Source organism: Streptomyces sp. NBC_00388, assembly GCF_036061255.1.
Taxonomy (GTDB): Bacteria; Actinomycetota; Actinomycetes; order Streptomycetales; family Streptomycetaceae; genus Streptomyces.
In genome coordinates this window covers 1996032-2012337 of record NZ_CP107948.1, presented here as the reverse complement: position 1 = coordinate 2012337, position 16306 = coordinate 1996032, and the positions used below count along the sequence as shown (strand labels likewise).

General features: G+C 68.3%; 15 protein-coding genes and 1 riboswitch. Of the genes, 11 read left to right on the top strand and 4 right to left on the bottom strand.

Going from position 1 to position 16306, the window contains the following annotated elements; translation table 11 throughout:
* Positions 1 to 92 precede the first annotated feature (92 nt).
* Positions 93 to 1067 (top strand): carbohydrate kinase family protein, encoded by a 975-nt coding sequence (locus OG917_RS09205; RefSeq protein ID WP_328317066.1) that lies wholly within the window; start codon positions 93 to 95, stop codon positions 1065 to 1067.
* Between the two features lie 14 nt (positions 1068 to 1081).
* Here the strand turns inward: OG917_RS09205 and OG917_RS09200 are convergent, their stop codons facing one another.
* Positions 1082 to 2542: a cysteine desulfurase/sulfurtransferase TusA family protein gene (locus tag OG917_RS09200; protein WP_328317065.1), complete on the bottom strand. Its 1461-nt coding sequence runs from the start codon at positions 2540 to 2542 to the stop codon at positions 1082 to 1084.
* Between the two features lie 259 nt (positions 2543 to 2801).
* Between OG917_RS09200 and ctaC the strand changes: the two genes are divergently transcribed.
* The 4 genes from ctaC to OG917_RS09180 all read left to right on the top strand — a co-directional run bounded on the left by ctaC (position 2802) and on the right by OG917_RS09180 (position 7270).
* Positions 2802 to 3767 carry an aa3-type cytochrome oxidase subunit II gene (ctaC, locus tag OG917_RS09195; protein WP_328317064.1) on the top strand — a complete coding sequence of 322 codons (966 nt, stop codon included), beginning with the start codon at positions 2802 to 2804 and terminating at the stop codon, positions 3765 to 3767.
* Complete coding sequence (ctaD, locus tag OG917_RS09190) at positions 3764 to 5500, top strand: aa3-type cytochrome oxidase subunit I (protein ID WP_328317063.1); 1737 nt, start codon at positions 3764 to 3766, stop codon at positions 5498 to 5500. The genes ctaC and ctaD overlap by 4 nt, the downstream gene beginning before the upstream one ends.
* Positions 5497 to 5895, top strand: coding sequence for a cytochrome c oxidase subunit 4 (locus OG917_RS09185; protein ID WP_328317062.1), 399 nt, complete (start codon positions 5497 to 5499; stop codon positions 5893 to 5895). The genes ctaD and OG917_RS09185 overlap by 4 nt, the downstream gene beginning before the upstream one ends.
* A 118-nt stretch (positions 5896 to 6013) precedes the next feature.
* Positions 6014 to 7270 (top strand): L,D-transpeptidase, encoded by a 1257-nt coding sequence (locus OG917_RS09180; protein ID WP_328317061.1) that lies wholly within the window; start codon positions 6014 to 6016, stop codon positions 7268 to 7270.
* 48 nt (positions 7271 to 7318) lie between these two features.
* Here OG917_RS09180 and OG917_RS09175 read toward each other — a convergent pair whose 3' ends face one another.
* Positions 7319 to 7735 (bottom strand): hypothetical protein, encoded by a 417-nt coding sequence (locus OG917_RS09175; protein ID WP_328317060.1) that lies wholly within the window; start codon positions 7733 to 7735, stop codon positions 7319 to 7321.
* A gap of 214 nt (positions 7736 to 7949) precedes the next feature.
* On the opposite strand from OG917_RS09175, the gene ctaE reads away from it, so the two are divergent.
* The 6 genes from ctaE (at position 7950) to OG917_RS09145 (ending at position 15058) form a co-directional block, all read left to right on the top strand.
* On the top strand, positions 7950 to 8570 hold the full coding sequence (ctaE, locus tag OG917_RS09170; RefSeq protein WP_164264241.1) for an aa3-type cytochrome oxidase subunit III: 621 nt from the start codon (positions 7950 to 7952) through the stop codon (positions 8568 to 8570).
* Between the two features lie 60 nt (positions 8571 to 8630).
* Positions 8631 to 9440 (top strand): cytochrome bc1 complex diheme cytochrome c subunit, encoded by an 810-nt coding sequence (qcrC, locus tag OG917_RS09165; protein WP_328317059.1) that lies wholly within the window; start codon positions 8631 to 8633, stop codon positions 9438 to 9440.
* Positions 9437 to 10489 (top strand): cytochrome bc1 complex Rieske iron-sulfur subunit, encoded by a 1053-nt coding sequence (gene qcrA / locus OG917_RS09160; RefSeq protein WP_328317058.1) that lies wholly within the window; start codon positions 9437 to 9439, stop codon positions 10487 to 10489. The genes qcrC and qcrA overlap by 4 nt, the downstream gene beginning before the upstream one ends.
* Positions 10486 to 12111: a cytochrome bc1 complex cytochrome b subunit gene (gene qcrB, locus OG917_RS09155; RefSeq protein WP_328317057.1), complete on the top strand. Its 1626-nt coding sequence runs from the start codon at positions 10486 to 10488 to the stop codon at positions 12109 to 12111. The genes qcrA and qcrB overlap by 4 nt, the downstream gene beginning before the upstream one ends.
* A 128-nt stretch (positions 12112 to 12239) precedes the next feature.
* Positions 12240 to 13304, top strand: a complete 1065-nt coding sequence (trpD, locus tag OG917_RS09150) for an anthranilate phosphoribosyltransferase (protein WP_328317056.1) — start codon at positions 12240 to 12242, stop codon at positions 13302 to 13304.
* A gap of 116 nt (positions 13305 to 13420) precedes the next feature.
* Positions 13421 to 13538: riboswitch (SAM riboswitch) on the top strand.
* 143 nt (positions 13539 to 13681) lie between these two features.
* Complete coding sequence (locus OG917_RS09145; protein ID WP_328317055.1) at positions 13682 to 15058, top strand: aminotransferase class V-fold PLP-dependent enzyme; 1377 nt, start codon at positions 13682 to 13684, stop codon at positions 15056 to 15058.
* An 83-nt stretch (positions 15059 to 15141) separates the two neighbouring features.
* On the opposite strand, the gene OG917_RS09140 is transcribed toward OG917_RS09145, so the two are convergent.
* Together OG917_RS09140 and OG917_RS09135 are read right to left on the bottom strand one after the other, a co-directional pair.
* Complete coding sequence (locus OG917_RS09140; RefSeq protein ID WP_164264247.1) at positions 15142 to 15423, bottom strand: Lrp/AsnC ligand binding domain-containing protein; 282 nt, start codon at positions 15421 to 15423, stop codon at positions 15142 to 15144.
* Positions 15420 to 16169, bottom strand: a complete 750-nt coding sequence (locus OG917_RS09135) for a rhomboid family intramembrane serine protease (RefSeq protein ID WP_328317054.1) — start codon at positions 16167 to 16169, stop codon at positions 15420 to 15422. The genes OG917_RS09140 and OG917_RS09135 overlap by 4 nt, the downstream gene beginning before the upstream one ends.
* Positions 16170 to 16306: the final 137 nt, after the last annotated feature.

Sequence of the window (16306 nt, the reverse complement as noted above, 5' to 3'; positions counted from 1 at the left end):
GCTACTATCGGGTAGTTTCCTCCCCGTGAGCCGCGGGCGTACGAACCGGTAGCGTGAGGTGTCCGCCTCCCTCCTCCGCAGGAGTGCTCGCCGTGCGCATCGCAGTCACCGGCTCCATCGCCACCGATCACCTCATGACCTTCCCCGGCCGCTTCGCCGACCAGCTGGTCGCCGATCAGCTCCACACGGTCTCCCTCTCCTTCCTGGTCGACAACCTCGACGTACGGCGCGGAGGTGTCGGCGCCAACATCTGCTTCGGGATGGGACAGCTCGGCACCGACCCGATCCTGGTCGGCGCGGCGGGCTCGGACTTCGACGAGTACCGCGCCTGGCTCGACCGGCACGGCGTGGACACCGGCTCGGTCCGGATCTCCGAGGTCCTGCACACCGCCCGCTTCGTGTGCACCACGGACGCCGACCACAACCAGATCGGTTCGTTCTACACGGGCGCCATGAGCGAGGCCCGCCAGATCGAGCTCCAGTCGGTCGCCGAGCGCGTCGGAGGCCTCGACCTGGTGCTGATCGGCGCCGACGACCCCGAGGCGATGCTCCGCCACACGGAGGAGTGCCGCGCCCGTTCGATCCCTTTCGCTGCCGACTTCTCGCAGCAGATCGCCCGGATGACCGGTGCGGACATCCGCACCCTGCTCGCCGGTGCCACGTACCTGTTCTCCAACGAGTACGAGAAGGGGCTCATCGAGTCCAAGACCGGCTGGACCGAGGACGAGATCCTCGACCGGGTCGGCCAGCGGGTCACCACACTCGGCGCCCGGGGCGTCCGGATCGACCGCAGGGGCGAGGAGCCCATCGTGGTCGGCTGCGCGGAGGAGGAGGCGAAGGTCGACCCGACCGGCGTGGGTGACGCCTTCCGCGCGGGCTTCCTGTCGGGGCTCTCGTGGGGCGTGAGCCTGGAGCGTGCGGCCCAGATCGGCTGCATGCTGGCCACCCTGGTGATCGAGACGCTGGGCACACAGGAGTACACCCTGCGCCGCAACGACTTCATGGACCGCTTCACGAAGGCGTACGGCGACGACGCGGCGGCAGAGGTCCGGACCCACCTCAAGTAGCGCCGGCCCGCGGCTCACGACACGCGGCGCACCCGGAAGGCGGTACCGCCGTCGACCGGGTGCGCCCCCGCGTACTCCTGTCCGCGCATCTCGCACCACGCCGGTACGTCGAGCCGGGCGGCCTCGTCGTCCGAGAGCACCGTCACCACCCCGCCCAGCGGCACGTCCCCGATGACCTTGGCCAGCTCGATCACCGGGATCGGGCACCGCTTGCCCAGCGCGTCCACGACGAGCCCGTCCGGCCCCGCCCCGCCGTCCGGTCCCGCAGCGGCACCGGGTCCCGCAGCGGTGTGCGCCGGGAGCCGCCCTCGCCGCTCGTCCCGCACCGGCCCCGCGGCGCCCGTCGCGCCGGCGCCCAGCCGCTCCCGCGCGGAACGGACCACCCCCGGCAGCACGGCGAGGAAACGGTCCACTTCCGCATCCGGCGTGCCGAGCGGGAGCGAGACGCGGACGTTCCCCTCCGAGAGCACCCCCATCGCCCGCAGTACATGACTGGGTGTCAGCGTGCTGCTGGTGCAGGACGAACCGGATGACACGGAGAAACCGGCCATATCCAGCTCGTGCAGCAGAGTCTCCCCATCGACATAGAGACAGGAGAACGTCACGAGATGCGGCAGCCGCCGCACCGGATCGCCGACGACCTCGACATCAGGCACCAGCTCGCGCACCGATGCCCTGATCCGGTCCACGAGTCCCCGCAGCCGCACCGACTCGGCCCCGGCCCCGGCCCGTACGGCCCGCAGCGAGGCCGCGGCGGCCACGATCGCCGGGACGTTCTCGAAGCCCGCGGCCCGCCCGGACTCGCGCTCGTCCGCCGGACCCTGGGGGGCGAACCTCACGCCCTTCCGTACGGCGAGCAGCCCCACCCCCGCGGGCCCGCCCCACTTGTGGGCACTGGCGGTGAGCAGCGACCAGTCCCCGCCGACCGGCCCCCACCCCAGGGACTGGGCCGCGTCCACCAGCAGCGGTACGCCCGCGGCCCGGCAGGCACCGGCCACCTCGGCGACCGGCTGCTCCGTGCCCGTCTCGTGGTTGGCGGACTGCAGACAGGCCAGTGCGGTCCCCTCGGTCAGGGCGGCGGCGTACGTGCCGGGGTCGACCGCCCCGGTCCGCCCCACCGGCACCTCGGTGACCGAACCCCCGCCCGCCTCATGGGTCGCCGCCGAATGGAGCACCGACGAGTGTTCGACCGACGAAACCACCAGATGACTGCCGACACGCCGACGGCCGGAAAGTGCTCCAGCAATTCCGGAATGGACCGCCCGGGTCCCCGACGAGGTGAATACGAGCTCGTCCGGACGGCACCCGACGGCCTCGGCCGCCGCCTCCCGGGCCGCGTCGAGCAGCAGCCGCACCCGCCTCCCTTCCCGGTACGGACGGGCCGGATCGGCCCAGCCGTCGTCCAGGGAGGCTTGCAGGGCCTGACGTGCGACGGGGTGCAGGGGCGCGGAGGACGCGGCATCGAAGTAGGACACGGCGTCACGCTAGCCGCCGGGTGCGGACGGCCCGTCCGCCGTCCCCGGGGAGGGACCGTCAGATCCCCGCCGGAAGCCGGGATTCCACCCCTTCGGGGTGTCGGACGGCGCGTTGGGCACCCTCCCCGCGCGGCCCCAAATGGCCTCCAGTAGGGTTTGGTCCGCATAAACATCCAAACCCCTGCCCGAGCAGGACCGGCGACCGACCTCGATGCGGCCGCAGCCGGCCGGCCGGGCGAGACTCTCGGGAAGGCGCTACGTGAGTCCCAACGGCTCCGACCGCTCGTCGCGGCGCCCGATGCGGCGGAAGCTGCCGCAGGTGCTGACTGCGGGCCTGATCCTTGTGACCGCTACAGGTTGCTCGTACAAGGATTTCCCCCGCCTTGGTATGCCCACCCCGGTAACGGAAGAGGCACCTCGGATCCTCTCCCTCTGGCAGGGCTCGTGGGCGGCAGCGCTCGCCACGGGCGTGCTGGTGTGGGGGCTGATCATCTGGAGTGTCATCTTCCACCGGCGTAGCCGGACCAAGGTGGAGGTACCTCCGCAGACCCGGTACAACATGCCCATCGAGGCCCTGTACACCGTGGTCCCTCTCATCATCGTCTCGGTGCTCTTCTACTTCACCGCGCGCGATGAGTCGAAGCTCCTCAACCTCTCGGCGAAGCCCACCCACACGGTCAACGTGGTCGGCTTCCAGTGGAGCTGGGGCTTCAACTACGTGGAGGACGTGGACGGCAACCCCTCCACGGGCAACGCGGCGAAGACCACGGAACTGTCCGACATCCCGGACCGTTTCACCAAGCAGTTCCCCAAGGGAGCCGAGGGCGTCTACGACGTCGGTACGCCGGCCTCCCGGAACCCGCAGACCGGCAACCCGGGGCCGACCCTCTGGCTGCCCAAGGGCGAGAAGGTCCGGTTCGTTCTTACTTCGCGCGACGTCATCCACGACTTCTGGGTGGTGCCGTTCCTCATGAAGATGGACGTTGTCCCGGGCCACACCAACTCCTTCGAGGTGACCCCCAACCAGGAGGGCACCTTCCTGGGCAAGTGCGCTGAGCTGTGCGGCGTAGACCACTCCCGGATGCTCTTCAATGTGAAGGTCGTCTCCCCGGAGCGCTACAAGCAGCACCTCAAGGACCTGGCGGCCAAGCACCAGAACGGCTACATCCCCGCCGGGATCGCGCAGACTGGCCACGCCAAGAACGCGGAGACGAACAACCTGTGAGCATCCTCAACGAACCTCAGGGTGCCGCCGCAGCAGACGACTCCTACGAGAGCGAGCTGCCGGTACGGCGCAAAGAGCCGGGAAACATCGTCATCAAGTGGATGACCACCACTGATCACAAGACGATCGGCACGATGTATCTGGTCACATCGTTCGCCTTCTTCTGCATCGGCGGTGTGCTGGCGCTCGTCATGCGCGCCGAGCTGGCCCGTCCGGGTACGCAGATCGTGTCGAACGAGCAGTTCAACCAGGCGTTCACGATGCACGGCACGATCATGCTGCTGATGTTCGCGACGCCGCTCTTCGCCGGATTCGCGAACTGGATCATGCCGCTGCAGATCGGGGCGCCCGATGTGGCGTTCCCGCGGCTGAACATGTTCGCGTACTGGCTGTACCTCTTCGGCTCGCTCATCGCGGTCGGTGGATTCATCACCCCGCAGGGCGCGGCCGACTTCGGCTGGTTCGCCTACTCCCCGCTGTCGGACGCCGTCCGGTCACCGGGTGTCGGCGCCGACATGTGGATCATGGGTCTGGCCTTCTCCGGCTTCGGCACGATCCTCGGGTCGGTCAACTTCATCACCACGATCATCTGCATGCGCGCCCCCGGCATGACGATGTTCCGTATGCCGATCTTCGTGTGGAACGTCCTGCTGACCGGTGTGCTGGTCCTGCTGGCCTTCCCGGTTCTCGCTGCCGCACTCTTCGCGCTGGAGGCGGACCGCAAGTTCGGCGCTCATGTATTCGATGCGTCAAATGGCGGCGCGCTCCTATGGCAACACCTCTTCTGGTTCTTCGGCCATCCAGAGGTGTACATCATCGCGCTGCCATTCTTCGGAATTATTTCCGAAGTGATTCCGGTGTTCTCCAGAAAGCCGATGTTCGGATACATCGGCCTGGTCGCCGCGACGATTTCGATCGCCGGTCTCTCCGTGACCGTGTGGGCGCACCACATGTACGTCACCGGCGGTGTGCTCCTGCCGTTCTTCTCCTTCATGACCTTCCTGATCGCAGTGCCGACCGGTGTGAAGTTCTTCAACTGGATCGGCACGATGTGGAAGGGGTCGCTGTCCTTCGAGACACCGATGCTCTGGGCCGTCGGCTTCCTGATCACCTTCACCTTCGGTGGTCTGACCGGCGTCATCCTGGCCTCGCCCCCGATGGACTTCCACGTCTCCGACTCGTACTTCGTCGTCGCGCACTTCCACTACGTCATCTTCGGCACCGTGGTCTTCGCGATGTTCTCCGGATTCCACTTCTGGTGGCCGAAGTTCACGGGCAAGATGCTGGACGAGCGGCTCGGCAAGATCACCTTCTGGACGCTGTTCGTGGGCTTCCACGGCACGTTCCTGGTGCAGCACTGGCTGGGTGTCGAGGGCATGCCGCGGCGGTACGCGGACTACCTCGCCGCCGACGGCTTCACCACGCTGAACACCATCTCGACCATCAGCTCCTTCCTGCTGGGCCTGTCGATCCTGCCGTTCTTCTACAACGTCTGGAAGACCGCCAAGTACGGCAAGAAGGTCGAGGTCGACGACCCGTGGGGCTACGGCCGTTCGCTCGAGTGGGCGACGTCCTGCCCGCCGCCCCGGCACAACTTCACGACCCTCCCGAGGATCCGTTCCGAATCCCCGGCGTTCGACCTGCACCACCCGGAGATCGCGGCTCTCGACCAGCTCGAGAACCACGGCTCCGGTGACAAGGTCCTGTCCGGCGGCAAGGAGGCAGGCAAGTGAAGGTCCAAGGCAAGATGTTCATCTGGCTGGCCGTCTTCATCCTCGCCGTGGCGGTCGTCTACGGCGTGTGGTCGAAGGAGGCAGCCGGAACGACGGCCCTCTTCATGGCCTTCGGGCTGAGCATCATGATCGGCTTCTACCTGGCCTTCACGGCCAAGCGGATCGACGCCGGCGCGATGGACGACAAGGAAGCCGATGTCGCGGACGACGCCGGTGAGGTGGGGTTCTTCGCCCCGCACAGCTGGCAGCCGATCTCGCTGGCCGTCGGCGGCGCGCTCGCCTTCCTCGCCATCGCCATGGGCTGGTGGCTGCTGTACTTCTCGGCACCGCTCGTGGTGATCGGCCTGTGGGGCTGGGTCTTCGAGTTCTACCGCGGGGAGAACCAGAACCAGTAGGGGCTGCGCCCCACCGCTGGACCGAACGGGGAGGCCCGGACGCCGATCAGGTGTCCGGGCCTCCCCGTTTGCAGTCATCCGGCGTGCCGTTACCGGGGGATCTTCTTAACGTGTGCATATGAGCCATGCACCTCGAACCCGTACGGTCCTGAGCTGCACGCTGCTGGTCGTGTCCCTTGGGGCAGCGGCGACCGCGTGCGGCAGTTCCGGCAACAGTCCACTCTCCGCGCCGCCGTTCGACGCGGCCGACTCGATCTCCTTCAACGGCCTCCAGAGCAAAGGCAAGGCCGACCCCGACAAGCCGCTGGAAATCACCTCCAAGGACGACGACGGCCGCATCACCGATGTGACGGCCACCGACAGCACAGGGCGCCAGCTGGCGGGCGAACTCTCCGCCGACGGCAGCAGGTGGCACAGCACCGCCCCGCTGGCCGCAGGTGTGCACTACACGGTCCGGGTCGCCACCGAGGACGACGACGGCGCGCCGGGCGGCCGCACGATGTCCTTCGACACGGCGACCGCGTCCCACCGGCTGAACGTCACCTTCGGCCCCAAGGGCGGCGAGTACGGAGTGGGCCAGCCGGTCACCGCCCAGCTCAGCGCCCCGGTCAAGGACAAGGCGGCCAGGGCGCAGGTCGAGCGGGCCCTCAAGGTGGACTCGGTGCCCTCCGCCGACGGCGCCTGGTACTGGGTGGACAGCAAGACGCTGCACTACCGCCCGAAGGAGTACTGGCCCGCGCACGCCACGATCAGCGTGCACAGCAACCTCAACGGCATAAAGGTGAGCGACAAGCTGTACGGCGGCGCCGCCAAGCCGCTCAAGCTGAGGACCGGCGACCGCCTGGAGGCGATAACCGACGCCTCGGCGCACCAGATGACCGTCAAGCGCGACGGTCACGTGATCAACACCATCCCGGTGACCACCGGCAAGCCGGGCTTCTCCACCCGTAACGGCGTCAAGGTCGTGCTGGGCAAGACCTACTTCGTCCGTATGACCAGTTCCAGCATCGGGATAGCCGCCGGCAGCTCCGACTCGTACGACCTGCCGGTCTACTACGCGACGCAGGTCACACTCAGCGGTGAGTACGTGCACGCGGCGCCCTGGTCCGAAGGATCGCAGGGGTCCGCCAACACCAGCCACGGCTGCACCGGGATGAGCACCGGCAACGCCGCGTGGTTCTTCAACCACGTGCGCCAGGGCGACATAGTCAAGGTCGTCGGCAGCGACGGCGACACGATGACGCCGTTCGACAACGGCTACGGCGACTGGAACCTGTCCTGGGCCAAGTGGGCCAAGGGCAGCGCGCTGACGAACGGAAAGCAGAGCACCGCAGCACCCGAGCAGACGGCCCGGCTGAGGCCCGCCGCGCTCTGACCCGCAGCCGGCACCGTTCCTCCGTGGGGGAGGGTCTGCGGACCCGGGTCAGGTCCCCGCGGAGACGGTGCCCGCCGCGAGCCGGCCGCGCACCAGGGCGGCCAGTGCGCCCGCGAACTCCACCGGTTCCACCGGAAGGGTCACCGCGGCGTCCGCGCGGCTCCAGGTGGCCAGCCAGGCGTCCTGCGGCCGCCCCATCAGCAGCAGCACGGGCGGGCAGTGGAAGACCTCGTCCTTGATCTGCCGGCAGACGCCCATACCGCCCGCCGGGACGGACTCGCCGTCCAGGACGCAGGCGTCGATCCCGCCCCTGTCCAGGGCGCCGAGCACCGCATCGAGCGTCGCGCACTCCAGGTACTGCACCGGCGGCACGTCCGCGGCCGGCCTGCGACCCGCCGCGAGCCGTACCTGTTCCCGGGTATTCGCGTCGTCGCTGTAGACCAGGACCGTGGCGCTCGGCTGCATTGTTCCTCCGTGACGGCTGTGTCTTCGGGATCTGCGGGATCTGCGGGGCCCGCGGGGCCCGTTGGGGTTGGACCTTGGCGCGGATGCTACTCCGTCCGACACCCCGTCAACACCGTTACGGCCTGCCTCGCGATGGGCTGTTCGGGCTGGACACGAGCGCCTGACACACCGAACGGCACCCCCCAGGGTGAGGGCGGGATAAGCGACCGACATAATGTCGGTCGTGGCGACAGCAACGACAGTAGAAACCGGGCACGCGCACCCGTCGGTCAATCGGCCGAACCTCACCAGCGTCGGAACCATCATCTGGTTGAGTTCCGAGCTGATGTTCTTCGCGGCCCTCTTCGCGATGTACTTCACCCTGCGATCGGTGACGGGTCCCGAGCACTGGAAGGATATGGCGTCCTCGCTGAACGTTCCTTTCTCGGCGACGAACACCACGATCCTTGTGCTCTCCTCCCTCACATGCCAGCTCGGCGTCTTTGCCGCCGAGCGCGGCGATGTGAAGAAGTTGCGCTCGTGGTTCTCGATCACGTTCGTGATGGGTGCGATCTTCATCGGAGGCCAGATCTTCGAGTACACCAGCCTGGTGAAGGAGGACGGCCTCTCGCTCTCCTCCGACCCGTACGGCTCGGTGTTCTACCTGACCACAGGCTTCCACGGCTTGCATGTGACAGGCGGCCTGATCGCCTTCCTGTTCGTTCTCGGCAGGACATACGCGGCCAAGAGATTCACGCACCAGCAGGCGACCGCAGCCATCGTCGTGTCCTATTACTGGCACTTCGTCGATGTCGTGTGGATCGGCCTCTTCGCGACGATCTACCTGATCAAGTAATCGGGCCCGACGCCCCACTCATCCAGACCGACGCAGAAGATCCTGACACCGGGGTAATCCGTGAAAAAGCTCTCCGCACGACGACGCCACCCGTTGGCGGCGGTCGTCGTCCTACTCCTCGCGCTGGCGGCCACCGGGGGGCTGTACGCCGCGTTCGCTCCCGCGGGCAAGGCGCAGGCCGACGACACCTCCCAGTCCCTCGCCATCAGTGAGGGCAAGAAGCTGTTCTCCGTGGGCTGCGCAAGCTGCCACGGAATGGGCGGCCAGGGCACATCCGACGGTCCCAGCCTGGTCGGCGTCGGCTCTGCCGCCGTGGACTTCCAGGTCGGCACCGGCCGTATGCCTGCCCAGCAGCCCGGCGCCCAGGTGCCGAAGAAGAAGGTCATCTACTCGCAGGGCGAGATCGACCAGCTCGCCGCGTACGTGGCCTCCCTCGGCGCCGGACCCATCGCGCCGACCTCGAAGCAGTACAGCGACCAGGGTGCCGACATCGCAGCCGGTGGCGACCTGTTCCGCACCAACTGTGCCCAGTGCCACAACTTCACGGGCGAGGGCGGTGCCCTGACGCACGGCAAGTACGCCCCGAGCCTCGAAGGCGTGGACCCCAAGCACATCTACGAGGCCATGCAGACCGGCCCGCAGTCCATGCCGAACTTCCCCGACACGACGATGCCGGAGAAGCAGAAGCAGAACATCATCGCGTACATCAAGACCGTCAACGGCGACAACTCCGCCAGTGAGGGCGGCCTGAAGCTGGGCGGCCTCGGTCCGGTCAGCGAAGGTCTCTTCGGCTGGATCTTCGGACTCGGTGCGCTGATCGCAGTTGCCATCTGGGTCGCGGCCCACACCGCTAAGGCCAAGAAGTCATGAGTAGCCAAGAGAATTCCGAAGAGAACCTGCCGAGTGAGCAGGGCACCGCGCACGGCGCGGTGGACACCGTGGACGACCCGTTCGCGGACCCGGGTCTGCCGGCCCACAAGCCGCGCATCCAGGACATCGACGAGCGGGCCGCCAAGCGTTCCGAGCGCGTGGTCGCCTTCCTGTTCACGCTCTCGATGCTGGCGACGATCGGGTTCATCGCGTCCTACGTGATCTTCCCGGTCGACAAGCTCGTCTTCATCTTCCCGTTCGGGCACGTGAGCGCGCTCAACTTCTCTCTGGGTCTGACCCTGGGCGTGGCGCTCTTCACGATCGGCGCCGGCGCGGTCCACTGGGCCCGCACGCTGATGTCGGACGTCGAGATGCCGGCCGACCGTCACCCGATCGAGGCCCCGGCCGAGGTCAAGGCGCAGGTCATGGCCGACTTCGCGGCAGGTGCCGCCGAGTCCGGCTTCGGCCGGCGCAAGCTCATCCGCACCACCCTGTTCGGCGCCATGGCCATGGTGCCGCTCGCCGGTGTGATGCTGCTGCGCGACCTGGGCCCGCTGCCGGAGAAGAAGCTCCGCAAGACCCTGTGGGCGCGCGGCAAGGTGCTCATCAACATGAACACCAACCAGCCGCTGCGTCCCGAGGACGTGGCCGTAGGTTCGCTGACGTTCGCGATGCCGCAGGGCCTGGAGGAGTCCGACGAGGACTTCCAGACGCAGATCGCGAAGGCCGCCCTGATGATCGTCCGCATCCAGCCGGACAACATCAAGGACAAGAAGGAACGCGAGTGGGCCCACGACGGCATCGTCGCTTTCTCGAAGATCTGCACCCACGTCGGCTGCCCGATCAGCCTGTACGAGCAGCAGACGCACCACGTGCTCTGCCCGTGCCACCAGTCCACCTTCGACCTGTCCGACGGCGCCCGCGTCATCTTCGGCCCGGCCGGCCACCCGCTTCCGCAGCTGCGGATCGGTGTGAACGGCGAGGGTAATCTCGAAGCGCTCGGCGACTTCGCAGAGCCCGTCGGTCCTGCCTTCTGGGAGCGCGGATGAGCACCGTGACGGATACACAGCGCAAGGCGCCCGCCGGCGAGCGGGTGGCCGACTGGGCCGATGGCCGGCTGGGCATCTACGGCCTGGCCAAGACCAACATGCGCAAGATCTTCCCGGACCACTGGTCCTTCATGCTCGGTGAGATCTGCCTCTACAGCTTCATCATCATCATCCTCACGGGTGTCTATCTGACGCTGTTCTTCCACCCGAGCATGAACGAGGTCGTCTACAACGGCCCGTACGTGCCGCTCCAGGGCATCCACATGTCCGAGGCGTACGCCTCGACGGTGAACATCAGCCTGGAGGTCCGCGGCGGCCTGCTGATCCGGCAGATCCACCACTGGGCGGCGCTGGTCTTCCTGGCCGGCATGCTGGTGCACATGATGCGCGTGTTCTTCACGGGCGCCTTCCGCAAGCCGCGCGAGATCAACTGGCTCTTCGGCTTCCTGCTTCTGGTGCTCGGGATGTTCACCGGCTTCACCGGCTACTCCCTCCCGGACGACCTGCTGTCCGGTACGGGTGTGCGGTTCATGGAGGGCGTCATGCTCTCCATCCCGATCGTCGGCTCGTACCTGTCGATGTTCCTGTACGGCGGCGAGTTCCCCGGCGGGGACTTCGTCTCCCGGTTCTACTCGGTCCACGTACTGCTGCTGCCGGGCATCATGCTCGGCCTGCTGGTCGGCCACCTGATCCTGGTCTTCTACCACAAGCACACGCAGTTCGCGGGTCCCGGCAAGTCCAACAAGAACGTCGTCGGCATGCCCCTGCTGCCGGTCTACATGGCCAAGGCCGGAGGCTTCTTCTTCCTGGTCTTCGGTGTCATCGCGGCCATGGCGGCGATCGCCTCGATCAACCCGATCTGGGAGATCGGCCCCTACCGCCCGGACCAGGTGTCGACCGGCGCCCAGCCCGACTGGTACATGGGCTTCTCCGAGGGCCTCGTCCGCATCATGCCGGGCTGGGAGATCAACGCCTGGGGTCACACGCTCGTCCTGGGCGTGTTCATCCCGATCGTGGTCTTCCCGCTGGTCCTCGTCGGTATCGGTGTCTACCCGTTCATCGAGTCCTGGATCACCGGGGACAAGCGTGAGCACCACATCCTGGACCGCCCGCGCAACGCTCCGACGCGTACGGGGCTCGGCGTCGCCTGGATCACGCTCTACCTGATCCTGCTCGTCGGCGGCGGCAACGACCTCTGGGCCACGCACTTCGACCTGTCGATCAACGCGATCACCTGGTTCGTCCGGATCGGGATGTTCGTCGGACCGGTCATCGCGTTCATCATCACCAAGCGCTGGTGCCTCGGCCTGCAGCGCCGCGACCGGGAGAAGGTGCTGCACGGACGTGAGTCCGGCATCATCAAGCGCCTCCCGCACGGTGAGTTCATCGAGGTCCACGAGCCGCTCAACGCCGAACAGCTGCACACCCTCACCGCGCACGAGCAGTACAAGCCGCTCGAGATCGGCCCCGAGGTCGACGAGAACGGTGTCGCGCGCAAGGTGTCGCGTCTGACCAAGGTGCGAGCCAAGCTGAGCAAGGGCTACTACGGCGAGCACAGCCAGATCGAGAAGCCCTCTGCCGACGAGTACAAGGAGATCACCAGCGGCCACGGTCACCACTGATCACCTGACCGACTGAAAAGTCGCCACAGCAGGAGCCCCGTCCATTCGCTGGACGGGGCTCTTCGCGCTCCCCGGACCTGGATAAGCTGGCCGCACCCCTATTCGACGGTGGACCCCAGGAGTGGACCATGAGCGTTGTGACCCCGGTCGGCGGCGACAGCGTGGCGGCCCATTCCTGGCCGGGCGTACTCGACTCCCTGCTCCGCGGTGTCGACCAGAGCGCGGACGCCACCGCCTGGGCGATGGACCGCATCATGAGTGGTGAGGCGTCCGATGCGCAGATCGCCGGGTTCGCCGTCGCCCTGCGCGCCAAGGGCGAGACGGTCGCCGAGATCAGCGGTCTGGTGCGGGCGATGTACGCGCACGCCAGGCTGATCGACGTACCGGGGCCGAGCGTCGACATCGTCGGCACCGGCGGCGACGGTGCCAACACCGTGAACATCTCGACCATGTCCTCGATCGTCGTGGCGGGCACCGGCGCCAGGGTCGTCAAGCACGGCAACCGCGCCGCGTCGTCCCAGAGCGGCGCCTCCGACGTCCTGGAGAAGCTGGGCGTCAATCTGCAGCTGACCCCGGAGCGGGTCGTCGAGGTCGCGGCCGAGGCGGGCATCACGTACTGCTTCGCGGTGAAGTTCCACCCCGCCCTGCGGTACGTGGCAGCGGCCCGCAGGGAGCTGGGTATCCGCACCACCTTCAATTTCCTGGGCCCGCTCACCAACCCGGCGAAGGTCCGCGCGCAGGCGACCGGTGTCTCCGACGCGCGGGTGGCGCCCATCATCGCGGGTGTGCTGGCCGAACGCGGCTCGTCGGCCCTGGTGTTCCGCGGTGACGACGGGCTCGACGAGCTGACCACCACGGCCACGTCCAGGGTCTGGACGGTGGCGGACGGCGGAGTGCGCGAGGAGCCCTTCGACCCGCGTGACGTGGGCATCGGGCTGGTCCCTGTGGAGGCGCTGCGCGGCGGCGACGCCTCGTACAACGCGGATGTGGCCCGCAGGCTGCTGGCGGGTGAGGCCGGTCCCGTACGGGACGCCGTCCTGCTCAACTCGGCGGCGGCGCTGGTCGCGCTGGACCCGGGCCCCGGCACTCTCGACGAGCGGATCGCCGCGGGCATCGCCCGGGCGGCCGAGTCCATCGACTCCGGAGCGGCGGGCCGGGCGCTGGAGCGCTGGGTCGCGGCCAGCAACGCCTGACCTCCCCGTACGCGCACACACCGGGACGCAGTCCCGCAGCTTCCGGGCCGGTGACCGGTCTCATGCTGTGGACTGCGTCTTGGCGCGTCCGGATACGTATGGCAGGATTCTCTTCAGGTCATGAGTGACAGCGACTACGGCCCCAGCCCGCTGTCCGGCAACCCTCCGTCCGTGGCGGGGTGCCCTGGGTGAAGACCAGGCCGTGGGCAGTGAAGTCCTCGGCAAGCGCGGATCCCTCGACAGGGATCCTGGTCGTCGAGGGAGTTCTTCCGTGGTTCAGCGAATGCGATAGGGCACTAGCCCCCTTCTCCGCACCTTTCTCCGCACTGCTGTGTGCATACGCAGTGCATTCGCCTGCCCTTTTCCGGGAGTTCGTCATGTCTGTCCCCAGCGCTGCCGTCAACCAGTCGGTTTGTCAGGATTCCTCCGGTAACCTCCCCGTGCTGGGGCGGGACGTCCTCGTCCCGCTCGTGACCGGCGGCGAGGTCACCTACGCGGCCCTCGACTACGCGGCCAGCGCACCGGCCCTCCAGCGGGTCTGGGACGACGTGGCGGCCTACGCCCCCTACTACGGCAGCGTGCACCGGGGCGCCGGGTACCTCTCGCAGCTCTCCACGGACCTCTTCGAGAACAGCCGGACGACCGTCGCGGAGTTCCTCGGCTGCCGCGCCGGCGATCAGGTGGTCTTCACCCGCTCGACCACGGACTCGCTCAATCTGCTGGCCGCCGTGATCCCGGCCGGCTGCGAGGTCTTCGTCTTCGAGACCGAGCACCACGCCTCGCTGCTGCCCTGGCGCGACTCCGCGGTGACCTACCTGAACGCCCCGCACACCCCGCAGGAGGCCGTCGAGACGCTGGAGCGCGCCCTGGCGGCCCGCGCGTCGAAGCAGGCGCCCGCCCTGGTCTGCGTCACCGGCGCCTCGAACGTCACCGGGGAGCTGTGGCCGGTCAGGGAGCTGGCAGCCGCCGCCCACGCCCACGGCGCGCGCATCGTGCTGGACGCGGCGCAGCTCGCCCCGCACCACCCGGTGGACATCGCGGAGCTGGACGTCGACTGGGTCGCCTTCTCCGGTCACAAGCTGTACGCCCCGTTCGGCTCCGGGGTGCTCGCCGGCCGCTCCGACTGGCTGCGCGACGCCGAGCCGTACCTCGCGGGCGGCGGCGCCTCCCGCACGGTGGCACGGCGCGCCGATGGCGGCGTGGACGTCGAGTGGCACACCACCGCCGCCCGCCACGAGGCCGGATCGCCGAACGTCATCGGCGTCCACTCCATCGCCTCCGCCTGCCGGGCGCTCACCGATGCGGGCTTCGACTCCCTGGTCGAGCGCGAGCAGACCCTGGTCACCAAGGTCCTCGACGGGCTCGCCGAGGTGGCGGAGGTCAAGGTCCTCTCGCTCTTCGGTGACCGCGCCCCGCGGGTCGGCGTGATCTCGTTCGTGGTGGAGGGCTGGAACAGCTCGCACTTCGCCGCTGCGCTCTCCGCCGAGTACGGCATCGGGGTGCGCGACGGTCTCTTCTGCGCCCACCCGCTCGTACGGACCCTGCTCGGCAGCGACCCGCAGGACCAGGGTGAGTGCGGGGCTCCGGAGGGCGAGCCGGGCGAGCGTTCGCTCAATGCCGTCCGGGTGAGCTTCGGCGCCGGTACACCCGACGAGCACGTGGACCGTTTCGTGGGCGCGGTGAAGGAACTGGTGCAGGACGGCGCCCGCTGGAACTACCGCACCGAGGACGGCCGCTGCGTGCCGGCTGTCTGACCGCACCGCTCACCGCGGGGCCGCCGTCCACGGCCGTCCGGCGCGGCGGGGCCCCCGGGCCCCGTGCGCGGCCGGGCGGCCGTCTACGCGTCCAGGCCGATGGCGAAGGCCGCTTCCAGGTCGTGCTGGGAGTAGGTACGGAACGCCACATGGGTGTCCGTGGCCTCCACCCCGGGGATCTTGCTGATGCGGCCGGGGATGATGTCCGCCAGGTCGTCGTGGCGGGCCACCCGGACCAGCGCGATCAGGTCGTACGTACCGGTGACGGAGTACACCTCGCTGATGTTCTCCAGGGCGGCGAGCGATTCGGCGATCTCGGGGATCCGGTCCACGCTGGTCTTGATGAGCACGATCGCGGTGATCACGGTTTGCTTTCTCCCTCGGTGGCCGTCGCTGGGAGATTCACTCTAGTCGTACGCCAGTACCTCACCGCCGCGTAGCCGAAGCCGATCACGAACCCCACCAGGTGCGCGGTGTAGGCGACGCCGGGGCCGGTGCCGGACTGCTGGCCGGCCGCGAGCCACTGCAGGACGAACCAGAAGACCAGCACGATCCAGGCCGGGAAGCGCAGCGGGAGGAAGAGCAGGAACGGGAAGATGCTCGTCACCCGGGCCCGCGGGAAGAGGCTCAGGAAGGCGCCGAGCACCGCCGAGATGGCGCCGGACGCCCCCACCAGTGTCTGGTCGGACCCGGAGTGCGTGAGCGCGTACGCCGTCAGGGCGAGGTATCCGCTGACGAGATAGAAGACGGCGAAGTGCAGGCGGCCCATGCGCTCCTCGGCCATCGCGCCGAAGACGTAGAGGAACAGCATGTTGCCCAGCAGGTGCAGCCAGTTCGCGTGGATGAAGAGTGCGGTGAGCGGGGTGAGCAGGGCAGCCGCCGCACCGCTCATCAGTTCGGTGGGAACGACGCCCCAGTGTTCGAAGTACGCGCTCTGGGCGGCGAGCAGATTGTCACCGGTGCCGTAGGCCGGATCGAGGCCCGAGACCGGGCTCATCAGGAAGACCAGGCAGCAGAGGCCGATCAGGCCGTAGGTCACCACCGGCCCGCCGCGTGCGTCCCCGCGCCTGCGGGGCGCCTTCCGTCCGGGTGCGTCCCGCCACGTGAGCATCCACCGAGCATGGCCCAACCGGTCGCAATCGGGCAGATCGCCTCGCCGTGTTCCGCGCGGTCGGCAGGTCCGCCCCCGGGGTATGCCGTAGGCCGTAGGGTTGCGGTGAGTACATCCGCAGTCCGATGGCGCACCGC

Excerpts from the sequence above, each read along its gene's own strand:
- OG917_RS09180 (WP_328317061.1), top strand. The coding sequence starts at position 6,014 with ATGAGCCATGCACCTCGAACCCGTACGGTCCTGAGCTGCACGCTGCTG.
- OG917_RS09175 (WP_328317060.1), bottom strand. The coding sequence starts at position 7,735 with ATGCAGCCGAGCGCCACGGTCCTGGTCTACAGCGACGACGCGAATACC.
- ctaE (WP_164264241.1), top strand. The coding sequence starts at position 7,950 with ATGTCGGTCGTGGCGACAGCAACGACAGTAGAAACCGGGCACGCGCAC.
- qcrA (WP_328317058.1), top strand. The coding sequence starts at position 9,437 with ATGAGTAGCCAAGAGAATTCCGAAGAGAACCTGCCGAGTGAGCAGGGC.
- qcrB (WP_328317057.1), top strand. The coding sequence starts at position 10,486 with ATGAGCACCGTGACGGATACACAGCGCAAGGCGCCCGCCGGCGAGCGG.
- trpD (WP_328317056.1), top strand. The coding sequence starts at position 12,240 with ATGAGCGTTGTGACCCCGGTCGGCGGCGACAGCGTGGCGGCCCATTCC.
- OG917_RS09145 (WP_328317055.1), top strand. The coding sequence starts at position 13,682 with ATGTCTGTCCCCAGCGCTGCCGTCAACCAGTCGGTTTGTCAGGATTCC.
- OG917_RS09135 (WP_328317054.1), bottom strand. The coding sequence starts at position 16,169 with ATGCTCACGTGGCGGGACGCACCCGGACGGAAGGCGCCCCGCAGGCGC.